The organism is Alphaproteobacteria bacterium (genome assembly GCA_015062495.1).
In the GTDB taxonomy this organism is placed as follows: domain Bacteria; phylum Pseudomonadota; class Alphaproteobacteria; order Rs-D84; family Rs-D84; genus Enterousia.
On record SUUN01000002.1, the window covers coordinates 224025 to 248079 of the forward strand.

A 24055-nucleotide genomic window follows, 5' to 3' on the forward strand; every position below is an offset into this window, starting at 1 on the left:
AAGAATTATTTCCCATTACTAACATTCAGGTTTTGCGTATTACCATTTTTATCAACAAACACAACCCCGTCATACAACGATATAGACTTTACCGTCAACCCATCCAATGATTTACCCACACTAATGCGTTTTGATTGACCCGTATTTAAATCTTCGACGGTTGCCTGCAATTGCGCCCCTGCCCCCACAACATTAACCAGGCGATACTTCTTTGCGATATCGATTTCCGGTTCTTCATCTGCGGTTTTCAACACCGATGTCGCCTTGGCTGACTTTTGTTCTTCTAAATCCGCTAACCATGATTCTTTTTCACGTTCGATACGTGCAGCTTCGGCCTCTAACTTGGCCTTTTGTGTTTCGATTTCCTGTTGCTGTTGTTCTGCACGCCCTGACAGTGTATCAATTTCCATATGCAATTTGATTTTCTCGGCCGCCAAACGGTCTAATTCTAAATCCAACTGCGCGCGTTCTTTTTCCAACTGCATTAAAACTTTTTCCTGTTCCAGGTCTGTAATTTGTTGAAACAGCGACCCATCAACATCATATCCTGCAACCGCATCGGCCGATATTTCTTCCATATCCACATCAATTTCTTCGACCACATCAACCGCGGCCAAGGCATTTGAAATCGCCCCACAAAAAATCAACCCAAACAAAAACATTTTCTTATTTTGCATAGACAATCACCTCATAGTTCCAGGAACGCGAACGCACATCCCACGATGCCTGCATTAAATAGACACCGCCAAATTCATCAAATATTTTCATAAACTGCATTGGCACCAGTTTTGATTCCGCACCAATTTCTACCACATTAACAGACGCCGTTTCCACACCATTTGTTAATGTATCAACAACAATCTGGGTATCAACATTTGTATCAATCCCCTGGAAAGCCGTTGTAATATCCCGCACAACCGTATCCGGATCACGTTCATCTTGGGACGCAAACACATCCAACGCCGGCAGTGTTGCGCGCACACGAATTGTATCTGCATCAACCTCGGTCACGAATGCGCCCGGCATTAATCCCGACGCCGCGGCATAAAATTCACCAACCGTACCAAAACTGCGAACAAATTCCGCCACCACATGTGTTTCACCACATGTTGCGTACACTTGATTCCAACCCGCAATCGGTTGCATAACAAAACCAATCGCCTGATAACACTGCGCTGCACGCGCCGCAACATCTGGCAATAATTCATACGGCATAACAATCGGTTCAGGCGGCAAAGTTTTTTCAATTTCAAATTGCTCGTCTAATTGCTTGCTACTTTCCTCTATCTGACGCTTGTATTCTGCAACCAGTTCTGGGTTTAATTCTGCCACCTGAGGCCGTGGCGACATGGCCTGAATAATAGAATCATGAAAAACCAATCCCAACCCCAACACAAACACACCAACCAGAATCAGCGACACCATTCCCGCACCAAATCGACTGATTGAATGTAATGTTGTATTATTATGGCCATCCAAAATATCCGCCAGATTACGTTCCGCCGCCCGTGGCATACCCCATGTTCCCGGCGCAAAGAACGCCCCCCAATCTGGAATCTCAGACAATTTTACATATTCACTGCGCGCCGCATCTTCGGAATCAAAAATCCGATCATCCAGAATAATTCCATTACGCGCCGCCACCAAATAGAATTTTTTATCAACTGCAAACACCGCCAAAAATGATGTATATTCTGAAAAACTGTCCATCACTGCGGCGGCGGCCACACGCATACCCGGTCGCGCACCATTTTTACGCGCGGCCAAACCAATCATTGCACGATATTCGGTATATAAATTTAATTTTTTATCAACATTACGCGACAAACTGCGCGCATAGTTACGCGCGTTAAACCCTGCGGAAACAGGTTGCCAAAACAACCCAACCGCATACCTTTTACGATTAACATACACAGTTTGACTGGCCAATTAAATTCTCTCTCTGAATATTCTGATACAAATTATAACACAAAATCCCAAACAATGGCAAACGAATATTCACAGCAAAAAACCGCCAATCGGCGGTTTTCATTAAAATTCGAAACGCAAACCTAACATCGCATTAACATAAAACATATTTTCTGCGCTGAAAAATTCACGATGTTTACTGCCATCTTCATTTGACAGTTCCCATTTTACCTGTGGTATATACATCGCGCGCACACCAAAGTCCATAAATATAGCCTCGCTTATACCATATGAAAAACCGATGGCCCCCAGTCCCACAACATTCGACGTTTCATATTCAGATTTATAAAATCGGGTCAGCCCATATTTTTCATCAGGTTCACCATACTGATCAAATTCTTCTTGCGCAGAGATATCACCATACGGGTCAAACAGATTCAACACCGTTTTCGTATCCGCATACCCGATACCAAACCCAACATACGGAATCATTTTGCGCGTTGGTTTTTGCACACCATCAAAAAAATCATAGAACGCCATCACACTGATAACATCTGTCGAAATTTTTGAATTAACTGATGACATTTCTATATACGCCGACGACAAAACCCCATCCACCAACGGTATTTCACCCGCAAACATTGGCGAAGAATTATATTCACTTTCTGAAATATGATCCCAACCGGCCTCAATACGCCATTGTGATTTATTTGGAATTGTCCAACCGATACTAGCACCGGCTGCAAACGAAAAACTTTCAAAATCTTTGGTTGCTGGCAATTCATTTAAATTTGCCCACCCTGCCAAGTCCAGTTCATCACATTCCCCTGTCACAAAACACTGTCCCCATGGGATAACTTGACCTGAATCTGGCAACAGATAGTAATCAATCGTAACCGCGCCAACCTGGTTTTCTATCTTGCCCATACCGAATGCCGCACCACCACGCGCTGAAATAACAAATCGCGAACCATCATCTTCGTACCAACCATCCCCAACGTACGTTCCTGGATACTGCCAATCGGCAACCGCCACCCCGGAAATCAGGCACGACAAAATCGGCAAAAATAATAAATTTCTTTTTCTCATACCCCATATTATATCACAAACATAACCCTAATAAAAACGAAATATATTCCATTTATACATCAGTCTTTATTTGCTCTTTGCGCTTTTTATCTCGGCTGTGCTGTGCACAGACGGATGATCATTATTAAAAAATCCCCAAACGGGGATTTTTTAATAACATGTTCCATATGTACATCCATTTGGCACATCTGCTGGCGACACAGTTGCCGCCCCACCATCGCGCGCGGTACGCACATTATTTACATGTGGACAATCATAAACATTTGCAACCAATACGAATGCACGTTCCGGCCCAAATATCACCCATTCATTCGGTTTTGTACGCTGACTGGTAATCCAGTATGCATTACCTGGGCGTGCCTGGTCTGCGATACGGTTTTCCAGATATCTGCGTGCATCTTCGGCGGCATAGACCGACACTTCGGATTCTAATTTATATAAAAATGTACAACCAATTGGTTCTGCATCCAGTTGGACTAAATACTGGCTGCCATTTTCATTTTTAATCATATTACTACACCCAGCAACCGACACCAGAACCGCAAAAATCGCAAAAATCTTTTTCATCTATCTCTCCTTACTTTCATTCTTCGATTATATCATAGTTATCCGGACTACTGAACAATTTTTTCAGCACTAAATTATTCAATGCGTGACTGCCCTTGTATGATTCCAGCGCGCCACATATAAACGCACCCGATGTAAACATATCCCCCACCGCATCAATAATTTTATGACGTACAAATTCATCTGGCCATATTGTTTTATTCAGTGTTCCATCCCCTGCATCATTTAACGCAATAACATTTGATTCATTTGCCCCACGTCCCATACCACGTTTTTTCAGGTATTCCCATTCCGAATATTTACCAAATGTACGCGCGCGCGCAAAATTTTCAACAAAGTCTGCAACCGATTCTGCTGAATTATCATACGAATATGAACAAGACTGATTTCCTATAATTTTTTCTGGATAAATCAGCGTCGCCTTGATATCTAATGATTTACCATCATTTGGACTTAAACTAACAAATCCATTACTTTTGCGTCCTGCAATTGTATTAAACAACCAAATCTTGAACCGCACAAATAACGGCAACTCGCGCAGCATTTCCCGCGCGTGCGCCACAACCGGCCGCTTGACCACAACGCGTCGCATTGTGCCACGCACCACACCTGCATTTTCAAACGCATCAATAAATTGCGCCGCACTGCCATCCAGAATTGGTGTTTCCGGCCCATCAATTTCAATAATCGCGCTGTCAATTCCTGCAATAAATAACGCCGCCATCAAATGTTCAACTGTCTGCACATGCGCAGAATCAACCTGGCCCACGGTTGTATTGCGCATTTTTGTTTCACCAACATTATCATATGTTGCCGCAATTAAACCAGTTCCCGGCATATCAACACGTTTAAAGAAAATTCCACGTTCAGTCCCCGGCTTTACCACGATATTAACAGGCGCACCCGAATGAATACCAACCCCTGAAATTTTAACTTGTTTTTTCAAAGTGCTCATCCTAATTTCTCCTTTAACCAAACCCAAAATGAATAATCGATAACTGTTTCCAGACGGGCATATTTGATTTTATCTTGAACTTCGACCGGCAACCGCACCCAGTCTTTTTCAGTTGTAACTAACTTTGCTTTTTTCTTGTTCGCCAACGAAATCAGTTTTTCAAGATCTTCACTTGTATATTGGTAATGGTCTGGAAAACTGCGTTTTGCCACAACATTTTTCAATGAATTAAAGAATTTTTTTGGATAACCAATCCCTGCAAACGCCACCAACTTTTCATTTTCATCATACGGTGATGTTGTCTGATTTTTCGCAAAGAACACCGGCACCCCAACCGGCAAAACAAAGTTCTTTTTCGCTCTTTTATTTTTAATAACAACAATCGCATCTGCATTGCGTGCCATACGCTTTGGCACACGCAGCGGCCCGGCCGGCAACATTAATCCATTTCCATACCCCAGCCCTTCGTCAAATACCACGATTGATACATCTTTTTTAATTGTTGGGTTTTGCAAACCATCATCCATAATGATTGGTGTATCGTCATCTTGCTTGTTCAATAACAAAATATTACTTTTTCTGTCCCCAACATGCACCGCCAACCCCGTACGCGCCAGCATTGTTGCCTCGTCTCCGATATTACCGGTCTTGGCACTTTTTTTATATCCACGCATAACAACCGGCGCACCATACCGATTTGCAATTGCGCGCACAACAGGCGTTTTACCAACACCACCCGCCAAAATATTTCCCACACATATAATTGGCCGACGCGATTTCAAAGGCCACAATTTTCGCACAAAATAAACAACGCGTCCAACGCCATAATATACCCACGACACCGGCACCAACATCAGCGATATGGGATTTTTACTTAAAAACCACCAAGGCGTCTTCATTATTTTCTACCTTCTTTCTTTTGCATTTTTTTTGCGGCTTTTGCTTCGCGTTTTTGTCTTTTATACGCACTACTTTTTAAATCTTGTTCGATATATGGCAAACCAAATTCTGCGTCCAATTCACGCATTTGTGCAACCATAAAGTCCTCTAACCCCTTGCGGATTTTTTCAAATTCTTCGGCACTTGCACGCTTTGGCACAAAAATCGGATTACCAATATTGCATACAATTTTATTAAAAGGTAACGCCAACAGATATTTATCCCATCTGTCCTGAATCCATGCTTTCTTTGCGGTATAGCACACCGGAATAATCGGCGCGCCGGACATTTTTGCGAAATACAGCGCACCCTCTTTCACGCGCAACGACGGGCCACCCGGGCCATCTGGTGACATACATATACCATGATCCCCACGCGCCAATATACGCAACCCTTCGCGCAGAACCGACACCCCACCCTTGTGCGAAGAACCATAAATCGCCCGCAATCCAAACAGGTGCTGTAATTTTGCCATCATTCGTCCATCCTTGTGACGACTTGCAATTGCATATGCATGCATTCCGCCCAGACAAATAATCGGACTCAGCATTAAACTGCGCCCATGCCAGAACACAAAAATCGCCGGTTTTTTGCGATATTTATAAAACACTTCTATATTAGAAATACGTTTTGTAGATGTAAAATATGTAAACCAAATTGGTATCGCCATAAACACCGCGACAATCCACTGAAAAATCCCCAGGCTTAAAATAGGCTGCCAAAACTTTTTCCAGATTTTTCTAAAAGTAATTTTTTCTGACACACTTATGTCCTTAATATTTATTATACAATGTGCAAATCTTAGCAAACAAAAATATATAATTCAAGACAGACCAAGGAAAACAGTCAAAAAACCTAAAAGCACATTTTTTATTTGACTATTATCACAAATAATATATAATACACACACCTTATCGCGGGGTAGAGCAGCCCGGTAGCTCGTCAGGCTCATAACCTGAAGGTCGTTGGTTCAAATCCAACCCCCGCAACCAGTTTTAATAAAAAATACGCCCCTGTGGCGTATTTTTTATTAAACATTGTATTGTGTGGTTTATTGGTTTGAACCATCGCAACGCAGTTGCCGGTTCAAAATTTGTATATAAGAACAAGCCCCGCGCAGTTCGAATAACTACAAATTTGCGCACAGCCGGCACTTTGTGCCGAGCGAGCGAAATCCAACCCCCGCAACCACGAATTTTCTAAAAATACCGCAAATGCGGTATTTTTATTTTAGAAAATTCAGTGTCTCGGCGTAGTTCGCAAAGCGAACGCAGACGGACATGTCCATATTGTTTTGACCCCCCGCAACGTCAGTTGCCAGTTCAAAATGCCGAGCGAGCGAAATCCATTCCCCTGTTAATAAAAAATCACCACCCTGGATATTTTTTATCATTGCCATATAAAACATATTTAAATACAATAAAAATATACGAATAAACGGAATAAAAATGAAAAGACTGCTTTTAATATCTACTTGCCTATTACCAATATGTGCGAACGCTGGTATTTATACACACAACAATAATTTCCGCCCATATATTGGTATTGATGCAGGTTTAAATATTGCTGATTACACATTACAAACAGACCTGGACGAAACATATTATTCCGCTAAAATTAATGCCGGCGCACGTATTGGACGCAACTTTGGCGTGGAATTATTTTTCACACATTCATCTACAAACAATGTTCAGTATTTACAATACCTTAATGCGATTGAACACGAAATTTATTATATGGCATTTGGGTTTGATATCTATGGATATTATAACATAACAAACGAATTTGATTTTTTCACAACTTTTGGTGTTGCCAATTACAAAGTCTATAACAAATTTGACTATATTGAATCTTTGAACGCCACCGAAATCAAAGAATCTGACAACAGTGTCAGCACCCGCATCGGTATTGGACTGATGTACACATTCCCAGTCGACAGTATTTCCGCCCTTATCCAGTACAATTATACACCGATAAACAACGAATTTATAAACACAATGTCTGAATTTTCGGTTGGTTTCAGATATAACTTCTAGATAAAAATCCCCTTATTTTGGGATTTTATTTACAACTTTTTAAATCTGCGCCTGATTCAATTTTATCAATTTCTTTATTTCTTATTTCCTGGGCGGCATTAATTTTTTGCTTAACCAATACTAAATCTGGATGTGATTGTAATTGATCATTCATTGCTTCTATAACACCATCTATATCATCGCGTGATTTTACAAATCGCGGCATTATCGATTGCGCCGCACTGTAAATAGACCGCTGCAAATCCCCCTTAAAATCATCAACAACTGACAAATATGCATTGATATGTTTATCTTCGTGTGCCACCACCGCATTATACTCACATGTTCCCAGCACATTTCTAATATCAATATTTACAACAAAGTCGTTATATCCAACAACGGCATTTACAGATTTTAATCCAACACAGAACCCACCGTCCACCGTATTAACATCTGCATTTATTTGATAATTATCAACAAATGTCGCCACCACATTTCCATGCCACAAATCCATCGGCGTGCGTGGTTGCACGACGGTTTTTATCCAATCTGGTGTATTAATATAAACGCCGGGAATTTTTTTAAATTGCAAACAATCCGCCGCCATACACGGGCCCCCCAACAAAAACAAACCGCCCCAGACTAATAACCGCATTAATCCGCCGCCCCTTGTTTTTTCAGGTATTCATTTACAAAATTATTGCCATACATTTTATACAATTCTTCGGCCAACAGAACCGACGACCGCCCAGATTCAAACAACCGCAACAAATTTCCCAATCCCCCCAATTCTGTATTTAAAATCACCGATTCCCCATTAACTGGGCGCGACAACAACACTGCACGTTTCAGATTTGGATATGCCTTGCCCTGGATAAACGCCATTTCCAACGGATTTAAATTCCAATGTGCATAATCCGACGCATCTGCGGCCGGATTTCTGAAAAACATGACCGTCTGGGCCTGACCACGAACAACATCCCCCACCCCCAGTTTATCCAAAACATTTGCGCGTTGGAATGCGACCATATACGCCTGGCGATTTTTACGTCCTTCTTGTAATCCGGTGATAAAGTTATCACGGAACATCTTGTTTTCCAACATCGGCGCTGTTTCGTCAATCATAATCAGTGATGGATTTCCGCCCGACACTGTAATATTGTTAATTCTGTGCAGGATATAAGAAATCACCGCCGGCGACAAAACTTCATCCTGTAAAATATCGGTAAAATCAAACGTGGTCAGACGTGAATGCAAATCCAGTGTATCCGACGCTTCGTTAAACATATCCCCATACTGCAACGGATCAACCCATTTTTTAAGTGCTGACCGCATATTACCAGACGATGAAAAACAACTTTCCCACAGATTTTTTAACAACCTATCTTTATCGGACAAATAATCAAAATTCACAGATACCGCACGCGCAATTTCATCAGCCGACGCCGCGTCACTTTGCCCTGAAATAATTGCAAACCACCGCCGCAAGAATGCACGATTTGCCGCCGTATCCGGCATTTTCAGCGGATTTAAATGTGTCAAGAAACTCTGTGCCATCGGGTCTGAATTTTTTTCTTTCCCTTGCATCGTGATATATTTACCACCAACCGACAACGTAAATATTTCAGCACCTTTATTTCGGTCAAAGAAAAAGGCCTTTAACTTTGGATGACGCAAACTCTGCGCAATCAAAAACGAAAACAGTGTTGTTTTACCACCACCGGTCGGCCCAATTGTCAGTGTATGTCCAACAGCCGCTGGTTTATCCGACACATGGAATTGGAATTGATATGGTGTACCCTGGGCGGTTGGGAACACAACCAATGGCCCCGGCCCCCAATCTGAATTTTCCACCCCACGTGGTTGTGTTGACATTGGAATTGAAATCGCCGCCGCCCGTGACAGCAATTTAAAACTGCGCGGGAATACATCAAACCCTGGAATTTGTGCAAACCAAGAAACCTTGGACGCAAATGTTTCAACAACCGGCGAAATACCAAATTGCGCGGCAATTTTTTTAAATTCATCAACATATTTTTGCAGTTCTTCACGCGACGCCCCAAACAATACGAACAGCGGATAATAATCAACCAAACTCTGATTACCGCTTAAATTTTCATCCATTGCAACCTGTGCTTCGGAAATTTGTGTTTCTGTTGATTGTGCTTTTTCATCATCTGCGGTTGAACGTTTTTGTCGAATTGTACTTTCGACATCTGCCGCCCCCATAATATGAAATCCATTCATACAGATCATTTCAGTCTGAATTGTCGACACAGTATCAAAAAATTCTTCATCTAAATAATCAGGTGATATTTTAAACGACACACATGCCGCGAACGATTGATTGCCACCACTGACATATCGCACAATCCCATCGCGCAGAAATTCCACATCATCAACCGTTGTTAATTTTGCAATATTGTTATCCGCACGTTTTGGGGCCGGCTTACTAATTGGCGACAAAATCCGCCCAAAGAACCGTGCCATATTGTCTGTGCTGTCATTTTTCAACACTTGTGGTTTATATGCCGCCAAAATAGATTCAATATAATTACCATATTGATTCAGTTTTGCCCGCGCATCTGTTCCACCAACGGACAAAACAATATAATAATTATTCAGGAAAATTTTTAATCCCTGGCCACGCCACTTGTCATAGATACGTTGTAACGTCGGCTGGTCAAATTCATAGTTTGTATTTTCATCCGCCGCGTCCCGCACCATATAGAATCGCAACACAACATTCGGATCACGAATTTGATTAAACAATTGCGCCCGCAAATCTAAAAATTTTTCTTTGGTTGCGTCATCTTGCATACTGGTCTGCAAACCTGCGACACGATAAACACGAATTAAACTGCCATCTGTCAGTTGCATTGAATTATCATTAAAAACCGTTCCAAACGGCAAATAGTTTGAATATTTCGCATATCCAAATTTTGGGAATATTTTCCTTGTTAACACTGGCACATACATCATCAGTACCAAGAACACTAAAACCGCCGCCACCACCAACACGGTCAACGTAATTGGGAAACCACCACCTGCAAAATATTCAAAAAAATCATTTAAATTATTCATCATGCCGCCAATTTCCCTGGTATTTTACGTTTTAACAATTGTAATTTTGCGTTAACAATCTGACCCAACTGCGGGTCGCGTTTTGAAAATATCGCAATTATCGAATGAACGATTATCACAGACACTAAAAAGAACATTGGATTAACCGGATTTGCCCCTTTTGTAATAATCAAGGACGCCACAAACAAAACAATCCAAATCAAGAATTGAATAACAAAATTCAGCACCGCCAACGAATAAGGCACATAAAAAATATGCGCCGGATTTGCCAATGCTTTTAATACCTGCTGTTTCATTCTCTTTCCGTCCTGTTGATAATTATAACAATTTCAACAATTTTCAACAAGTACAAAAAGCCCCCGACCTTTTTTTGTTAAAACTGTTAAAAACGCCGACTTTTTCAACTGTTAATTATTTGTGGTACTTTTTCAACATTCTGACAAAAAAGCCGGAAAAACCCGGCAAATAATTGTTGAAAACTTGTTAATAAAAAACTAAAAACCATTTTTAACAATTTCAACAGCCCCTACAACAACTACTAAATAAATAATATATTATTTGATTTTTCAAAAAATATGTTTATAATCGCCTTGTAAAAAGGATAACGACATGAAATTTTTAAGTTCATTAAAGGCTTGGAAGAAACGCGGTAATGTTAAACAAATCCGTCGTGGTAAACAAGTTATCTTGATTGATCCTGATAATCCAAAGTTCAAAGCGAAACAGGGTTTCAAGAAGAAATAAAAATTCCGCCAATCGGCGGTTTTTTTTATAAAGTCTTACTCACTCAAAAATGCTTCTTTTAATGCAGTGTCAACTTCCGCCCCCGACAGGCCGGCCCCGCGCAAATAAAATACCTGGGCATCGGTTGGTTTATAAATTGCCGCGCTGTGGTCGGCGCGCGCCGGTTCTGATTTTATCCTTTGCCCCGGCATAAAATCAATTTTTGCACCATCTTCCGCCATGGCAACAAACGCAACATCGGATTCGCACCCTTCGCACTCCGCATCAATCGTTGCCAACCCTGATAACTTAGAATTTGAATTTTTCCCGGCCAAAACCTTATTTTTTATCAAAATCGCCGTATTTTTATACAAATGCCGCGCATCACAGTTATATGTTAAATCAGATTCATTATCCAATAACACTGTTCCTGAAACTTTTGAATTTTTACCGGCATTTTTAATAAAAATGTTCAAATTTGCCGGCTTTTTTATTTTTACATTTGCGCTGATGATAACTTCCTGGTTTTCCACGCCAACCAAAACTTCTAATTTATTATCCCCGGCAATTTCCCCAACATAAATAATATGAACCGGCAAATCATACTTTGTATTAATTGGCGCATTTTCCAGTGTTGACAGTTCGCCACAATAAACCCCATCGCGGAAAACGATAGTTTCCGCTGGTCTGGTTTTTATGTTGAATTCGTTCCACATGTATGACATATTATGCGCATTATAAAGGATTTAATTATGGGATTCAATTGTGGAATTGTAGGCTTGCCAAACGTTGGTAAATCTACATTGTTTAATGCGTTAACACAAAGTGCCACCGCCGATGCCCAGAACTATCCGTTCTGTACAATCGAACCGAACACCGGTCGTGTTGTTGTACCAGATGCAACATTACATGAATTGGCGCGGGTTGCGGGGTCGCAAAAAATAATGCCGACCCAACTGGAAATTGTTGATATTGCGGGTCTGGTACGCGGTGCGTCAAACGGCGAAGGGCTTGGGAATAAATTCCTGGGGAACATCTTGTCCACAGACGCAATTATTCACGTTGTGCGTTGCTTTGAAAACGATGATATTGTGCACGTCCACGGCAAGATTGATCCATTGGGCGACATTGAAACAATTGAAACAGAATTGATGTTGGCCGACCTGGAAAGCATTGAAAAACAGATTAAAAACCTGGAAAAAAAGGCACGCGGTCTGGACAAAGATGCAATTAAATTACTGGCGGATGCAAATGTAATTAAAACAAATCTGGAAAAATCGATTCCAGCGCGTCTGGGCGATGTTGATTCAACGCCGTTTAATTTGCTGACCACCAAACCGGTTATTTACGTCTGTAACGTGGACGAAGCGTCCGCCGCCACCGGCAATAAATATTCCGATATGGTTCGTGAAAAATTTAGTGCGACAAATGATGTTTTGGTTATTTCGTCCAAGATTGAAATGGAGATTTCCCAAATTGTTGACCCCGACGAACGCAAAATGTTTTTGGATGATTTGGGGCTGACCGAATCTGGCCTGGATCAGGTTATCAAGACAGGCTATAAAACACTTGGCCTGCAAACATATTATACTATTGGGCCTAAGGAAGCACATGCCTGGACCATAACCACTGGCATGACCGCGCCCCAGGCGGCGGGTAAAATCCACACAGACTTTGAACGCGGTTTTATCCGCGCCGAAGTAATTTCCCCCGATGACTTTATCGAATTGGGTGGCGAAGTTGCGGTTAAAGAGGCCGGCAAAATGCGCCTTGTTGGTCGTGATTATGTTATGCAGCCCGGCGACATCTGCCACTTCTTATTCAATACTTAAAAATAAACTTGTTAAAAAAATACCGGCTTTTTTGATAAAAATATTCAAAAAAGCCGGTATTTTTATTTTGCCATTTCTTCGGCAACATATTTATCGTACAGCAAATTAAACAATTCGCGTTTAATTTGTTCAATTGGTTTAATCTTGCCGCGCGCATTTCGGTACGGTGTTTTAACACGGTCACTGGCGCAGTCAAAATAAGAATTTCCAAAATTGTCAAATGTGATTGCGTGCACATCGCCCGGCTTGGCAAAAGATTTCATAATTGAATTTTGCTTGGTCGCAATACCGTTATCACGCGCACGCCCACGATTATCAATTCCGTGGTAAGGTTCGATAACAATGTACTTTTCTTTACCGCGAAACAAATTTGCACCGATTTTCGCAAATTCATTTGTCGGCTGTTTTTCCATATCCAGCAAAATTTCATACTTGTCCGCCAGTTGAACAAAAGTATCAGTTAAAAATTCTGGCGCATCATAGAATATGTGAACATTTGCGCGTCGCGACAATTTGTCGTTCTGATAAAACCAACGCAGAAATTCGATTGTTGTCTGTTTTGATTGTGGGTGAAACCGGTCCAGCGACAAATGATACGAAAAATACGCAGTTGGATTTTTTACAAAGAACTGTTCCAAATCACCAAATATAACCGGTGCTTTGTCTGTCATTGTCCAACCGGCATTTGTCTTTAATTCAATTGTGAACCCCGCACGCGTCAATGTTTTCATAATCTGGGACATATAGTGTGGCGCATGGTTATAAACCATCATCGGTTCGCCCCCACTGACAATTGCGATTGGCATTTTGTTTTTAGTGTACTTAAAATCTTCGGTAATCGCGCGAACATCAGATATTGGAATAAATGTCGGTGCCTCGTTCGGGCCACTGCGTTCACAACAGTGTGCGCAACAATAGTTGCACAAATTTGTAATCTTGAAAAAAGGCGACCATACAAAATTATTATCCAACCAATAACAAAATTCCGTACGGGATAAAATATGTTTCATAATTTTTATATTAACACAAAAATAATTTATGTCAAACAATTAACAAAACGAATCAATTTGTTAAAAAACACCGGCTTTTTTGATAAAAATATTCAAAAAAGCCGGGAATTTATATGGAAATCAAAACTTCTAATTTTTCGTTATATTTTTCAATTTCGTCGTTTATACGTTGAATTTCGTCGCGTGCACTGTCATCCCCCGCCAACAGTTGGTTTGTAAATTCGCGTTTTTGTGCGTTTAACTTTTCTAAATATCTTTGCAGTTTTAATGAAACCAGATATTTTTCTGCGGCACCAATATCCATATTCAAATCAGGCGCCGTCCCATCAAAATCCACCCCCAACGTGCCCAGGAAATCCAAATACCGTTCCACCAGTTCCGGATATTTATTCACAATATAAACCAAAGTGTTTTTTGTAATCGCATCAATATCGGGCAATTTTATATTGACTGTTTTTGGCACGCGTTTCCAACTGTGCCAATTTTGGAATTTGCGCTTATCGTATTCTTGCTTGTACTGTTTACGCAATTCTGGGTCGGCAATTTTTTCAATTTGCCCATCTAAAAATTTTTCCGCCTGGGCGCGCCCCCCGGGTGTTGAAACAATGTAATTTTTATTTGCCAATTCCCACAGGAAATCAGTCAACCCAACCGCATCATCAATAATTTTCCGCATGGCATCCGCGCCAGATGTTTTCAGAATTTCATCTGGGTCTTTGCCGCCCGACACAAACGCAAATCGCACATCGGACGTATCACGAATGAACGGCAAAACAATATTACATGCGCGTGCGGCGGCCTTTTGCCCAGCCGCATCCCCGTCAAAGCAAAATGTTATATTTCGATTTGATTTACACAGCAACGCAATATGATCTTCGGTCAATGCAGTCCCCAATGGTGCGACGGTCTCCGCAAATCCATTTACCTGCATTTTGATTGCGTCAATTTGCCCTTCGACAACAATACTGCGATTTGCGCGGTGAATCGCATCGCGCGCAAAGTTCAAACCAAACACAGTCTGGCGTTTATGGAAAATATCGGTATCGGTTGTGTTAATGTATTTTGGTTCAGACCCATCCAGTGAACGCCCTGAAAACGCGACAATCTTGCCATGTGCGTTAAAAATTGGGAACATTAATTTATCACGGAAAAAATCATACATCCCATAATCGCCACGCCGACACAGGCCAGACGGAATTAAAAATTTAGATTCTGCAAATTTGTTTGCGATGATATTATTTTTTGGCGCATACCCAATACGATATTTTTTAATCATATCATCTGTAAATCCGCGTCTGCGCACATAATCCAACGCATGCGCCGCGTCCGGGGTAAATAATTTTTCAGCATATGTTTGCGCCGCGCGTTCACAAATATCAAACAGCGCATCTTCGCGCCGCACAACATTTGGGTCGCGTGGTTTATAGTCCGGCATTTTCAGCCCCGCCATATTGGCCAGTTCTGTTATCGCCGCCCTAAAATCCATATTATTATGCTTCATTGTGAACGAAATGATATCGCCATGTTCACCACAACCAAAGCAGTGATAAAATCCCTTTTCTTCGTTCACGGAAAAACTGGGGGTTTTTTCATTATGAAACGGACAGCAACCCCAGTAATTTTGCCCCTTGCGTGTCAATGGCACAACGCGCCCCACAACATCCACAACCGACAACCGCGCACGCAGTTCATCTGTAAAGTTGGAATAGTTGTGTCGTCCTAGCGCCATTATTACTTCTTTGCCTTGTTGTTAATCAGTTTAATTGCGGTTTCTAAATCTGGCTGTTCGCGTACCGAAACATTTACCCGATTCGAAGATATATACGCACCATACCGCCCCGTTGGGTAATAGTAAATAATTTTCTTGGTTTCTGGATTTTCGCCAATTTTAATTGGTTCGGCCTTTTTATTCGCGTTTGCCAACAATTCGCGCGCGATATCCAGCGTGATGGTGTCACTGTTATATTGCTTGGCGGCAACATTTTTTGCGCCGTCTGTCACATATGGGCCAAATTTTCCGACACGAAATTCAATCCCGTCGCCCAGTTCTATCGTGTCGTTCTTAGACGTCTGTACGGCGGATTCTGTGGGCTGTGTTGAATTGTCGTTTTTATTTAGTTGCTTTGTATATTTACAGTCTGGATATTTTTCGCAACCTATAAACGGCCCAAATTTTGATAATTTAATCCCCAGTTTTGCGCCACATTCGGGGCAAGTATCACCCGCATCCCCAAACAAATGATGGTGCATAAATTCATTTATTTCATCAATGATTTCAGATGTCTTAATACCGCGCGCGCCATCAATCATCGCGTCCGTCGGCCCCCAGAAGTTTTTCAGGGCTGTAATTTTATCCTGTTTTCCATTTGAAACATCGTCCAGGGTATCTTCTGTTTTTGCAGTAAAGTTCACATCAACCAAATCTGTAAAGTATTTGTTCAAATACGACGCGATTACCCACCCACCTGATGTTGGATGAAAACGACGCTGTTTATCCTGTTCGACATATGCGCGATCAACGATTGTGGACATAATTGTCGCATATGTTGACGGACGTCCAATCCCCAGTTCTTCTAATTTTTTTACCAGTGACGCTTCTGTATATCTTGGTGGTGCTTGGGTAAAGTGCTGTTCTGGGATAATTTCAGAAATCGCAACACGGTCGCCAATTTCCATCGGCGGTAATTTTGCATCTTTTTTATCTTCGTCGTCATCTTTATCTTCGGTATATACTTTCATAAAACCGTCAAAAGTACGTGTTGTTCCAACCGCGTGGAAAACCGCCACATGATTATCAGTTTCGATATCTGCGGCAACTGAATCAAATTCAGCGTTACACATCTGGCACGCGATTGTACGCTTCCATATCAGGTCATACAATTTCGCTTCGTCCCCAGATAAATTCTTTGCCGGCCCTTCAAAGTGTGTTGGTCGAATTGCTTCGTGTGCTTCCTGGGCATTTTTAGATTTTGTCGCATAAATATTCGGCGCACTTGGTACAAATTTTTCACCATATTCGCGTGCAATAAAACCGCGAATTTCATTTACGGCATCCGCGTTCAGGTTTGTTGCATCCGTACGCATATATGTAATCAACCCTTGTTCATACAGGTGCTGGGCGGCACTCATCGTGCGTTTGGACGCAAAGTACAGTTTGCGCGACGCTTCCTGTTGCAGTGTTGATGTTGTAAATGGTGCGGCCGGCTTGCGTTGAGTTTTTTTGCGTTCGATATTTATAACCGAAGCAGCAATTTCAGGCGTCCCAATTTTTGCCACAATATCATCAACCATCGATTTATTTTCAACGGTCATTTTTTCAATTTTCTGTCCATTGAATTTTATTAATCCAGCATTGAATAATTGCTCTTTGTTCTTTGCACATTGCGCATTGATACTCCAATATTCAACCGGTTTAAACGCTTCGATTTCTTTTTCACGGTCAACGACTAATTTAACCGCCACCGATTGCACGCGTCCGGCCGATTTCCCCAGGTTTCTGCGCCACAGCAATGGTGAAATACCAAACCCAATCAGGTAATCCAGCGCACGCCGTACCAAATATGCATCCACCAGATTTGTATCAATTTCACGTGGATTTTCAATTGCGGCCTGGACAGCTTTTTTTGTAATTTCGTGGAACGCAACGCGATAAACTTTTTTATCTTTTAATAATTTTTTTGCCTTTAAAATATCCAGCAAATGCCACGCAATTGCCTCGCCTTCGCGGTCCGGGTCGCTTGCCAGATATACTGCATCTGCTTTTTTCAGTTCATCTGTAATCAGTTTGATTTGTTTTTCTTTGCCTGGCATAATCTGCCATTTCATTTTGAAATTATGTTCTGTGTCCACACTGCCATTTTCAGGCACCAAATCGCGCACGTGCCCAACCGACGCGATAACACGCCAACCTGCCCCCAGATATTTTTCAATTGTCTTTGCCTTGGACGGTGATTCCACAATTAATAAATTCATACCTTTAACTCCCCTTTGCAGATAATTGTTGGTCTTTGTGAATATGTGCATTTTGGCACAACCCAAACCCAAACATCAGTGATAACAGACTGCTGCCACCGAACGACATCAGCGGTAACGGCACGCCGACGGTTGGCAATAATCCCAAAACCATGGAAATATTTATAAAGTAATAAACAAAAAAGTTCAACATAAATCCAAAACAGATTAATTGCCCAAAACGATTTCGACACATTTTCGCCGTCCAGAACAACAGCACCACAATCCATGTATAAATCATCAGCAAACCGAACGCGCCGATAAATCCGAACTCTTCCCCCAGCATTGTAAATATAAAGTCCGTCTGCTTTTCCGGCAGAAATGATTGCTGGGATTGTGTGCCGGCCATATATCCTTTGCCGGTCATTCCCCCACTGCCAAACGCGATTTTTGCCTGGTTGATTTGATATCCTGCACCTTGGATATCGCTGTCTGGATTTAAAAAAGTAATAATTCGACCACGCTGATAATCGTGCAGGCCGCCAAACCAAACAACCGGCGCCGCCATAAGTCCCAGAATCGCCGCAATAATAAACCATTTTTTATTTGCCCCAACGATATAGAACATTCCAACCGTAATCATCCCCAATGATAACGCAGTGCCTAAATCCGGCTGGGCAACAATCAGTCCAAACGGCACCATCAGCATCAACATCGGCGCAATATAATTCTTAAATTGCCCCAGTTCCACTGAATTAAACCACGCAAAATATCGCGCCAATGCCAGCACCAGCGCAATTTTTATTAATTCAGACGGTTGAATGTGAATAAACCCCAGGTTCAGCCACCTTTGCGCCCCCATACCAGTATGTCCCACAAATGTGACCAAAATAATCATAATCAGTGCAACGGCATAAATCACATATGCAGACTTTACCCATGTTTTGATATTTGTAAATGCCGCGAAAAAGAACACCCCAAACCCCAACACGATTTTCATCAACTGTGATAACGCAAACGGTTTCCAATTGCCGCCGCCCGCCGAATACAGCACCACAATTGAAATTGCCAACACCATACACATCGGCACAAACAACCCCCATGAAAAGCGGCTTAACTTTTCAGGAAAGGTCATCATATTTGCATTTGAAACGCGTGTCTGTCGTGCCATTTTTTTACTTTAATCCCTTTAACAATTCCTTCATTACCGCGGCAACTGTTCGCGCGGCCGGCCCACTGCCACCGGCGTGTTCTGTTACCACGCAAACCGCAAAGCGTGGATTATCCGTTGGTGCGTATCCTACAAACAGTCCATGATTTCGCATTTGCCATTTTAACTGTTCATTGGTCAGAACCCCGCTTTGACGTTCTTTTTTTGAAATACTGCGCACCTGGGATGTACCGGTTTTACCACCCATACGCATACCATTAACATTAATTGCACTGCCTGCGGCTGTTCCACCTTTTTTCAGAACTTGTTCCAACCCGTTTAACACATATTGAATATTCTTGGGCTGTAAATTCATACTTTCGAATTTTGGTTTTTTTGTATCCGCAATCAGTCGCGGTACAACACGCTTGTTTGATGCTGTGCGCGCCATCATCACTGCCAACTGTAAACAGTTTGCCAGAATAAAACCCTGGCCGATACCAGATATAACCGTATCCCCATGCACCCAACGCGCACCAATTTGTTTTTCTTTCCAATATCTGTCTGGGATTACACCACCCATTTCACGTGACAAAATATCATCCATGTATTTTTCTGTGAACCCCAGTCGAATTGCCATATCTTTGATTGCATCAATTCCAATACGCAATGCAATCTGATAGAAATATATATCGCACGAATGTTTCAACGCCCCCGCCAGGTCAACGTGCCCGTGCCCTTTGTCTTCCCAACAGTGATATCTGCGATCGCCATAGTCCCAATATCCTGGACAGAAAATCTTTTCCCGTGGATTAATTGCGCCCGATTCCAGTGCCGCCAATGCAACAACGATTTTAAATGTTGACCCCGGGGGATACAATCCTTCGATTGCTTTGTTCATAAATGGTTTTGCAATATCGCCCCGCAGATTTTGTATATATTCATCCCCATCATCTTCGCGAAACATATTTGGGTCAAAACTGGGGGTTGACACCATGGCCAGTATGTCGCCTGTTTCAATATCCAGTGCCACACCACATCCCGACCGATGCTGGGTTAATGCGTCATACAAAACACGTTGTGCGTTATCATTTATGGTTGTTTTGATATTTTCACCGACAATTGGCGCAATATATTGTGATTTATCTTCGCCGGTAATACGCCCGACTGCATTTGAAATCAAAACAGTTTGCCCGGCTGTACCCTTCATATTATCATCAAAACGTTTTTCCAGTCCTGTGATACCGGTTGTTAAAAACGGTGCATTTGGCACAGGTGTCTTAGGTTCGCCAACATATCCGAAAATCTGCGCACCCGCCGGCCCCATTTCATAGATTCGTGCATACCCACTTTCCACATGCAGGCCTGGTAAATTTTTCGCCTGTAATTTTGCCAATACGTTCCAGTTTGTATTTTCACTGACCAACACAGGTTGAAATTTTAATTGTTTTTTTATTTTTGCGCGTATCTTTTCAACGCGCTTTGCCCGCAGATTTAAATCCGCCGCAACTGTATCAACCAACGCGTCAACATCATGTGCTTCTTCGGGTACGATATAGATACGATAAATCGGCGCGTCGCGTGAAATTGGCGCACCACTGCGTGATAAAATCTTGCCACGTTCTGGCATATCGATTTGAATACGATATGAATTACTTTCGCTTTTCTTTTTATAGTCACGATAACTAAACACCTGCATCTGCAACATTCGCAACACCAACGCAGACGTCAAAACCGCCCCTGCGGTTAAAAACAGTGCACTGCGTCTATCAAAGGTTCTTGCGACTTCTTTATCTATCATCGCCAACCCTTTTGATTAATTTTGCGATTGGGATATATAATGCACATCCCCACACGAACATCCACGCCCCACGCAGGATATTTATAAATGAAAAATTAGAAACCGTTTGAATAAAAATGGCAACACCAAAAAACACCATAAACGCAAATAATCCATGGTTATCCATTCGTGTAATATCGATATAGGTTTGAAAACTGTTGATTGCATAGAACAGGCAATACATCGCCAACCAAAAACATACTGTTTCAAAATTATAATCTAAACACACACACATTATCATAGAAAATAACAAAAACCAGTTTGTTGGCCGTACAAATGAACAAACAAAGATTGGAATAATCGCCAACACACCCGCCGGATTCCAAAACGGGCCACTTAACCGCCACAGTCCGACCGTTAACAAAAACGGAAATGCAACGCGTAAAAAATGAATTATATTTTCTTTCATCTGTATTCGTTTTTGGGCGTGTCAAATTTAAGTACCATAACACGCGATATTTCATTTGGGTTGGCGACATTGACATCTGTTTCGTCAATCATTTCCCCAACAATTAGTCCGGCCGGCAATACACCTGAAATATTACTGGACACCAGTTTTATACCCTTGGTTGGTTTAAATTCAGGATTGCTGAAAAATCCCATTGTTGGTTTGCTTGACCCGTTTCCGGTCATAAAGCCATATACTTCTGAACCAACAACACGTACTGCAATATTCGTATCCACGTCTGTCAGTGCACGCACCCGTGAAAAGTTATTTGCACTGTCGATAATAATGCCGACCAATCTCATATCTGTGGTTGCGACAACCATACCTGTTTCAACGCCGTCGCGTCCACCGCGATTAATTATAAAAGTATTATGTCCCATTGCGCGATTGTCGTGAATTACATCGGCAATAACTGCATCGCGTGGCTGTGTTTTAACCAGGCCCAATTCATTGCTTAACTTCTGATTTTCTTTGATTGCGACATCGCACATATTTTTATCAATCAACGCTGCGTCCAGGCGTGCCCGCAGTTCACGATTTTCTTCGCGCAGGGATGAAACCTGGGCAATACCACTGATTGTATTTCCGACGACGCGAAATGGCCACGTAACAACATCCCCCACCACCTGGGCAACCGGTACAACAATATGTCCCAATGCATTCATAATTGCATAATCCGGTTTGGCAATCATGATATAAATAAACAGCACCGGCAACACAGCGGCCGTTGCGACCGCACGAATAATCGGATATATTTTGGAAGATATATTATTTTGCTTCATCGGGGCATACTTTAATCCCAAAAGTTCAGATATTCAATAAAAACTTGATTTTTGAAATAAATCTGCCAAAATATGGTCAGTCAAAGTGGCAGGCATTGCCACCAGACACCAAAGACTATCTAAAAATAAAAGGATATAAAATGCCAAAATTAAAGACCAAGTCGTACTTGAAAAAACGTGCGTCTATGACCGCGACCGGCAAAATCCGTGTTGCACGCAACTCTCATAAAAAACTGTTGCGCAAGAAATCTGCCCGTGCAAACAAGGCAGGTGCAAAACCACAGTATTTGAATGAAAACATGGTGGGTCAGGCAAAAATCTTGGCACCATACGGTTTGAAATAAGGGGGTAACAGGTCATGGCAAGAGTAAAACGCGGTACAACCGTTAAACAAAAGCACAATAAAATCTTAGCACGTGCCAAGGGTTACCTGGGCCGTCATCATTCAACATATCGCGCTGCGCGTGAAAAAACAGAAAAAGCGGGTCAGTATGCATATCGCGACCGTCGCGTTAAAAAACGTGAATTTCGTGGTTTGTGGATTGTCCGTATCAACGCCGCAGTTCGCGCGAACGGTATGACTTACAGCCAGTTTATGAACGGCTTGAAAAAGGCCGGCATCGCCCTGGACCGCAAGGTTTTGGCCGAAATGGCATACGCAGGTGATGCAAACTTCGTCAAATTGGTTGACACAGCGAAACGATTTATCAGCGCCGAAAGTAAATAATACCTTGTCGGCGGGGTATCTGTTTTGTAATAATAAAGGCCGTCGTATGACGGCTTTTTAATTTTCTGGGGTTAAAATTATGCACGAACAAATAAAGAATATTAATACATTGGATGAATTACAGTCGCTGTACACTGCGACCTTTGGCAAAAATGGCACAATGACGGCACGTCTGCGTGATATGAAGAATCTGGACAATGATGCGCGCGCGGCCCTAAATCGTGAAAATACGGAACTGCGCGAATTGTTTAAAACACGTCAAGCCGAAATTGAAAATGCGGTGTTAATGGCGGGAATGCAAAAACAGAAACTGGATATGTCATTAAATCCAGAACCTGAAAACCGTGGCACATTACATCCGTTGACACAAAGTTTATCTGAAATATCGGCAATTTTAGAATCGTTTGGCTATACCATGCATACCGGTCCTGAAATCGAAGATGACTGGCATAATTTTACCGCATTGAATACGCCATTACATCACCCGGCCCGTGATATGCAGGATTCATTTTTCTTATTCAATGGCAATGTGTTGCGCACCCAGACATCTGCGATTCAAATTCGTGCAATGGAATCTGAATCTGTGCCAATTAAAATGTTCGGCATTGGTTCGACATATCGCAAAGAAATGGACGCAACACACAGCCCAATGTTCCATCAAATCGAAGGGTTGTATATCGATAAAAACATTACCATGTCGGATTTAATTGCGGATGTTCGTGCGTTTTTATCGCGCTTTTTCGGCATTGATAATGTTGAACTGCGTATTCGTCCGTCCTACTTTCCGTTTACCGATCCATCTATTGAAATTGACTTGAAATGGCGTGGTAATAAATGGCTGGAAATCATGGGCGCAGGTATGGTGCATCCAAACGTTTTGCGTAACTGTGGTGTAAACCCAGACGAATACCAGGGCTTTGCCTTTGGTTTTGGTTGGGATCGCTTGGCAATGTTAAAATACGGTCTGAACGATATTCGTCAGTTTTATGACAGTGATGTTCGTTGGTTAAAATCGGCTGGGTTCTAATACGGGGG

At 42.0% G+C, this 24055-nt stretch carries 24 protein-coding genes and 1 tRNA gene; 7 read left to right on the top strand and 18 right to left on the bottom strand.

All coding sequences use genetic code 11. The features are described from left to right. Nucleotides 1–5: 5 nt before the first annotated feature. The 7 genes from E7008_03695 to E7008_03725 form a co-directional block, all read right to left on the bottom strand. Nucleotides 6–677 (bottom strand): hypothetical protein, encoded by a 672-nt coding sequence (locus tag E7008_03695; protein MBE6457018.1) that lies wholly within the window; start codon nt 675–677, stop codon nt 6–8. Beyond that, nucleotides 667–1929 (bottom strand): hypothetical protein, encoded by a 1263-nt coding sequence (locus E7008_03700; protein MBE6457019.1) that lies wholly within the window; start codon nt 1927–1929, stop codon nt 667–669. Before E7008_03700 ends, E7008_03695 begins: the two co-directional genes overlap by 11 nt. Nucleotides 1930–2031: 102 nt before the next feature. Next, a complete protein-coding gene (locus E7008_03705) occupies nt 2032–2997 on the bottom strand; it encodes a hypothetical protein (GenBank protein ID MBE6457020.1) in 966 nt (321 codons plus the stop codon). A gap of 150 nt (nt 2998–3147) precedes the next feature. Continuing rightward, a complete protein-coding gene (locus tag E7008_03710) occupies nt 3148–3564 on the bottom strand; it encodes a hypothetical protein (GenBank protein ID MBE6457021.1) in 417 nt (138 codons plus the stop codon). A 16-nt stretch (nt 3565–3580) separates the two neighbouring features. Then, on the bottom strand, nt 3581–4519 hold the full coding sequence (locus E7008_03715; GenBank protein ID MBE6457022.1) for a hypothetical protein: 939 nt from the start codon (nt 4517–4519) through the stop codon (nt 3581–3583). Then, nucleotides 4516–5418 (bottom strand): tetraacyldisaccharide 4'-kinase, encoded by a 903-nt coding sequence (gene lpxK / locus E7008_03720; protein ID MBE6457023.1) that lies wholly within the window; start codon nt 5416–5418, stop codon nt 4516–4518. The genes E7008_03715 and lpxK overlap by 4 nt, the downstream gene beginning before the upstream one ends. Further along, nucleotides 5418–6221 carry a DUF374 domain-containing protein gene (locus tag E7008_03725; GenBank protein ID MBE6457024.1) on the bottom strand — a complete coding sequence of 268 codons (804 nt, stop codon included), beginning with the start codon at nt 6219–6221 and terminating at the stop codon, nt 5418–5420. The genes lpxK and E7008_03725 overlap by 1 nt, the downstream gene beginning before the upstream one ends. 152 nt (nt 6222–6373) lie before the next feature. Here E7008_03725 and E7008_03730 point away from each other — a divergent pair. Both E7008_03730 and E7008_03735 read left to right on the top strand, forming a co-directional pair. After that, nucleotides 6374–6450, top strand: a tRNA-Met gene (locus E7008_03730). A 456-nt stretch (nt 6451–6906) separates the two neighbouring features. Then, a complete protein-coding gene (locus E7008_03735) occupies nt 6907–7494 on the top strand; it encodes a porin family protein (GenBank protein MBE6457025.1) in 588 nt (195 codons plus the stop codon). Nucleotides 7495–7519: 25 nt separating this feature from the next. Here the strand turns inward: E7008_03735 and E7008_03740 are convergent, their stop codons facing one another. From E7008_03740 to E7008_03750, 3 genes are read right to left on the bottom strand one after another with little or no spacing between them, the layout of a single operon-like run. Continuing rightward, nucleotides 7520–8080, bottom strand: coding sequence for a hypothetical protein (locus E7008_03740; GenBank protein MBE6457026.1), 561 nt, complete (start codon nt 8078–8080; stop codon nt 7520–7522). Between the two features lie 47 nt (nt 8081–8127). Beyond that, nucleotides 8128–10560 (bottom strand): hypothetical protein, encoded by a 2433-nt coding sequence (locus tag E7008_03745; GenBank protein ID MBE6457027.1) that lies wholly within the window; start codon nt 10558–10560, stop codon nt 8128–8130. Beyond that, nucleotides 10557–10853 (bottom strand): hypothetical protein, encoded by a 297-nt coding sequence (locus E7008_03750; protein MBE6457028.1) that lies wholly within the window; start codon nt 10851–10853, stop codon nt 10557–10559. Before E7008_03750 ends, E7008_03745 begins: the two co-directional genes overlap by 4 nt. Nucleotides 10854–11166: 313 nt before the next feature. Between E7008_03750 and rpmJ the strand changes: the two genes are divergently transcribed. Next, the gene (gene rpmJ / locus E7008_03755) at nt 11167–11301 is read left to right on the top strand and encodes a 50S ribosomal protein L36 (protein ID MBE6457029.1); all 135 of its coding nucleotides are present in this window, start codon (nt 11167–11169) and stop codon (nt 11299–11301) included. Between the two features lie 35 nt (nt 11302–11336). Here the strand turns inward: rpmJ and E7008_03760 are convergent, their stop codons facing one another. After that, nucleotides 11337–12005 (bottom strand): SufD family Fe-S cluster assembly protein, encoded by a 669-nt coding sequence (locus E7008_03760; GenBank protein MBE6457030.1) that lies wholly within the window; start codon nt 12003–12005, stop codon nt 11337–11339. Nucleotides 12006–12032: 27 nt separating this feature from the next. On the opposite strand from E7008_03760, the gene ychF reads away from it, so the two are divergent. Next, the gene (gene ychF / locus E7008_03765; GenBank protein MBE6457031.1) at nt 12033–13112 is read left to right on the top strand and encodes a redox-regulated ATPase YchF; all 1080 of its coding nucleotides are present in this window, start codon (nt 12033–12035) and stop codon (nt 13110–13112) included. A 62-nt stretch (nt 13113–13174) separates the two neighbouring features. Here ychF and E7008_03770 read toward each other — a convergent pair whose 3' ends face one another. The 7 genes from E7008_03770 to E7008_03800 form a co-directional block, all read right to left on the bottom strand. Continuing rightward, nucleotides 13175–14122, bottom strand: a complete 948-nt coding sequence (locus tag E7008_03770; protein ID MBE6457032.1) for a hypothetical protein — start codon at nt 14120–14122, stop codon at nt 13175–13177. Between the two features lie 109 nt (nt 14123–14231). Further along, entirely contained in the window at nt 14232–15851 is a 1620-nt protein-coding gene (gene dnaG / locus E7008_03775; GenBank protein MBE6457033.1) for a DNA primase, read from the bottom strand. Nucleotides 15852–15853: 2 nt separating this feature from the next. Next, nucleotides 15854–18145 (bottom strand): type I DNA topoisomerase, encoded by a 2292-nt coding sequence (topA, locus tag E7008_03780; protein MBE6457034.1) that lies wholly within the window; start codon nt 18143–18145, stop codon nt 15854–15856. Beyond that, a complete protein-coding gene (gene rodA / locus E7008_03785) occupies nt 18099–19244 on the bottom strand; it encodes a rod shape-determining protein RodA (GenBank protein ID MBE6457035.1) in 1146 nt (381 codons plus the stop codon). Before rodA ends, topA begins: the two co-directional genes overlap by 47 nt. Nucleotides 19245–19248: 4 nt before the next feature. Then, complete coding sequence (gene mrdA / locus E7008_03790) at nt 19249–21024, bottom strand: penicillin-binding protein 2 (GenBank protein ID MBE6457036.1); 1776 nt, start codon at nt 21022–21024, stop codon at nt 19249–19251. Continuing rightward, the gene (locus tag E7008_03795; protein MBE6457037.1) at nt 21014–21472 is read right to left on the bottom strand and encodes a hypothetical protein; all 459 of its coding nucleotides are present in this window, start codon (nt 21470–21472) and stop codon (nt 21014–21016) included. The genes mrdA and E7008_03795 overlap by 11 nt, the downstream gene beginning before the upstream one ends. Next, entirely contained in the window at nt 21469–22293 is an 825-nt protein-coding gene (locus tag E7008_03800; protein ID MBE6457038.1) for a rod shape-determining protein MreC, read from the bottom strand. The genes E7008_03795 and E7008_03800 overlap by 4 nt, the downstream gene beginning before the upstream one ends. Before the next feature lie 140 nt (nt 22294–22433). Between E7008_03800 and E7008_03805 the strand changes: the two genes are divergently transcribed. The 3 genes from E7008_03805 to pheS all read left to right on the top strand — a co-directional run bounded on the left by E7008_03805 (nt 22434) and on the right by pheS (nt 24047). Continuing rightward, nucleotides 22434–22637 carry a 50S ribosomal protein L35 gene (locus E7008_03805; GenBank protein ID MBE6457039.1) on the top strand — a complete coding sequence of 68 codons (204 nt, stop codon included), beginning with the start codon at nt 22434–22436 and terminating at the stop codon, nt 22635–22637. A 14-nt stretch (nt 22638–22651) separates the two neighbouring features. Continuing rightward, the gene (gene rplT / locus E7008_03810; GenBank protein ID MBE6457040.1) at nt 22652–23020 is read left to right on the top strand and encodes a 50S ribosomal protein L20; all 369 of its coding nucleotides are present in this window, start codon (nt 22652–22654) and stop codon (nt 23018–23020) included. Nucleotides 23021–23099: 79 nt separating this feature from the next. Beyond that, nucleotides 23100–24047 (top strand): phenylalanine--tRNA ligase subunit alpha, encoded by a 948-nt coding sequence (gene pheS, locus E7008_03815; protein MBE6457041.1) that lies wholly within the window; start codon nt 23100–23102, stop codon nt 24045–24047. Nucleotides 24048–24055 lie beyond the last annotated feature (8 nt).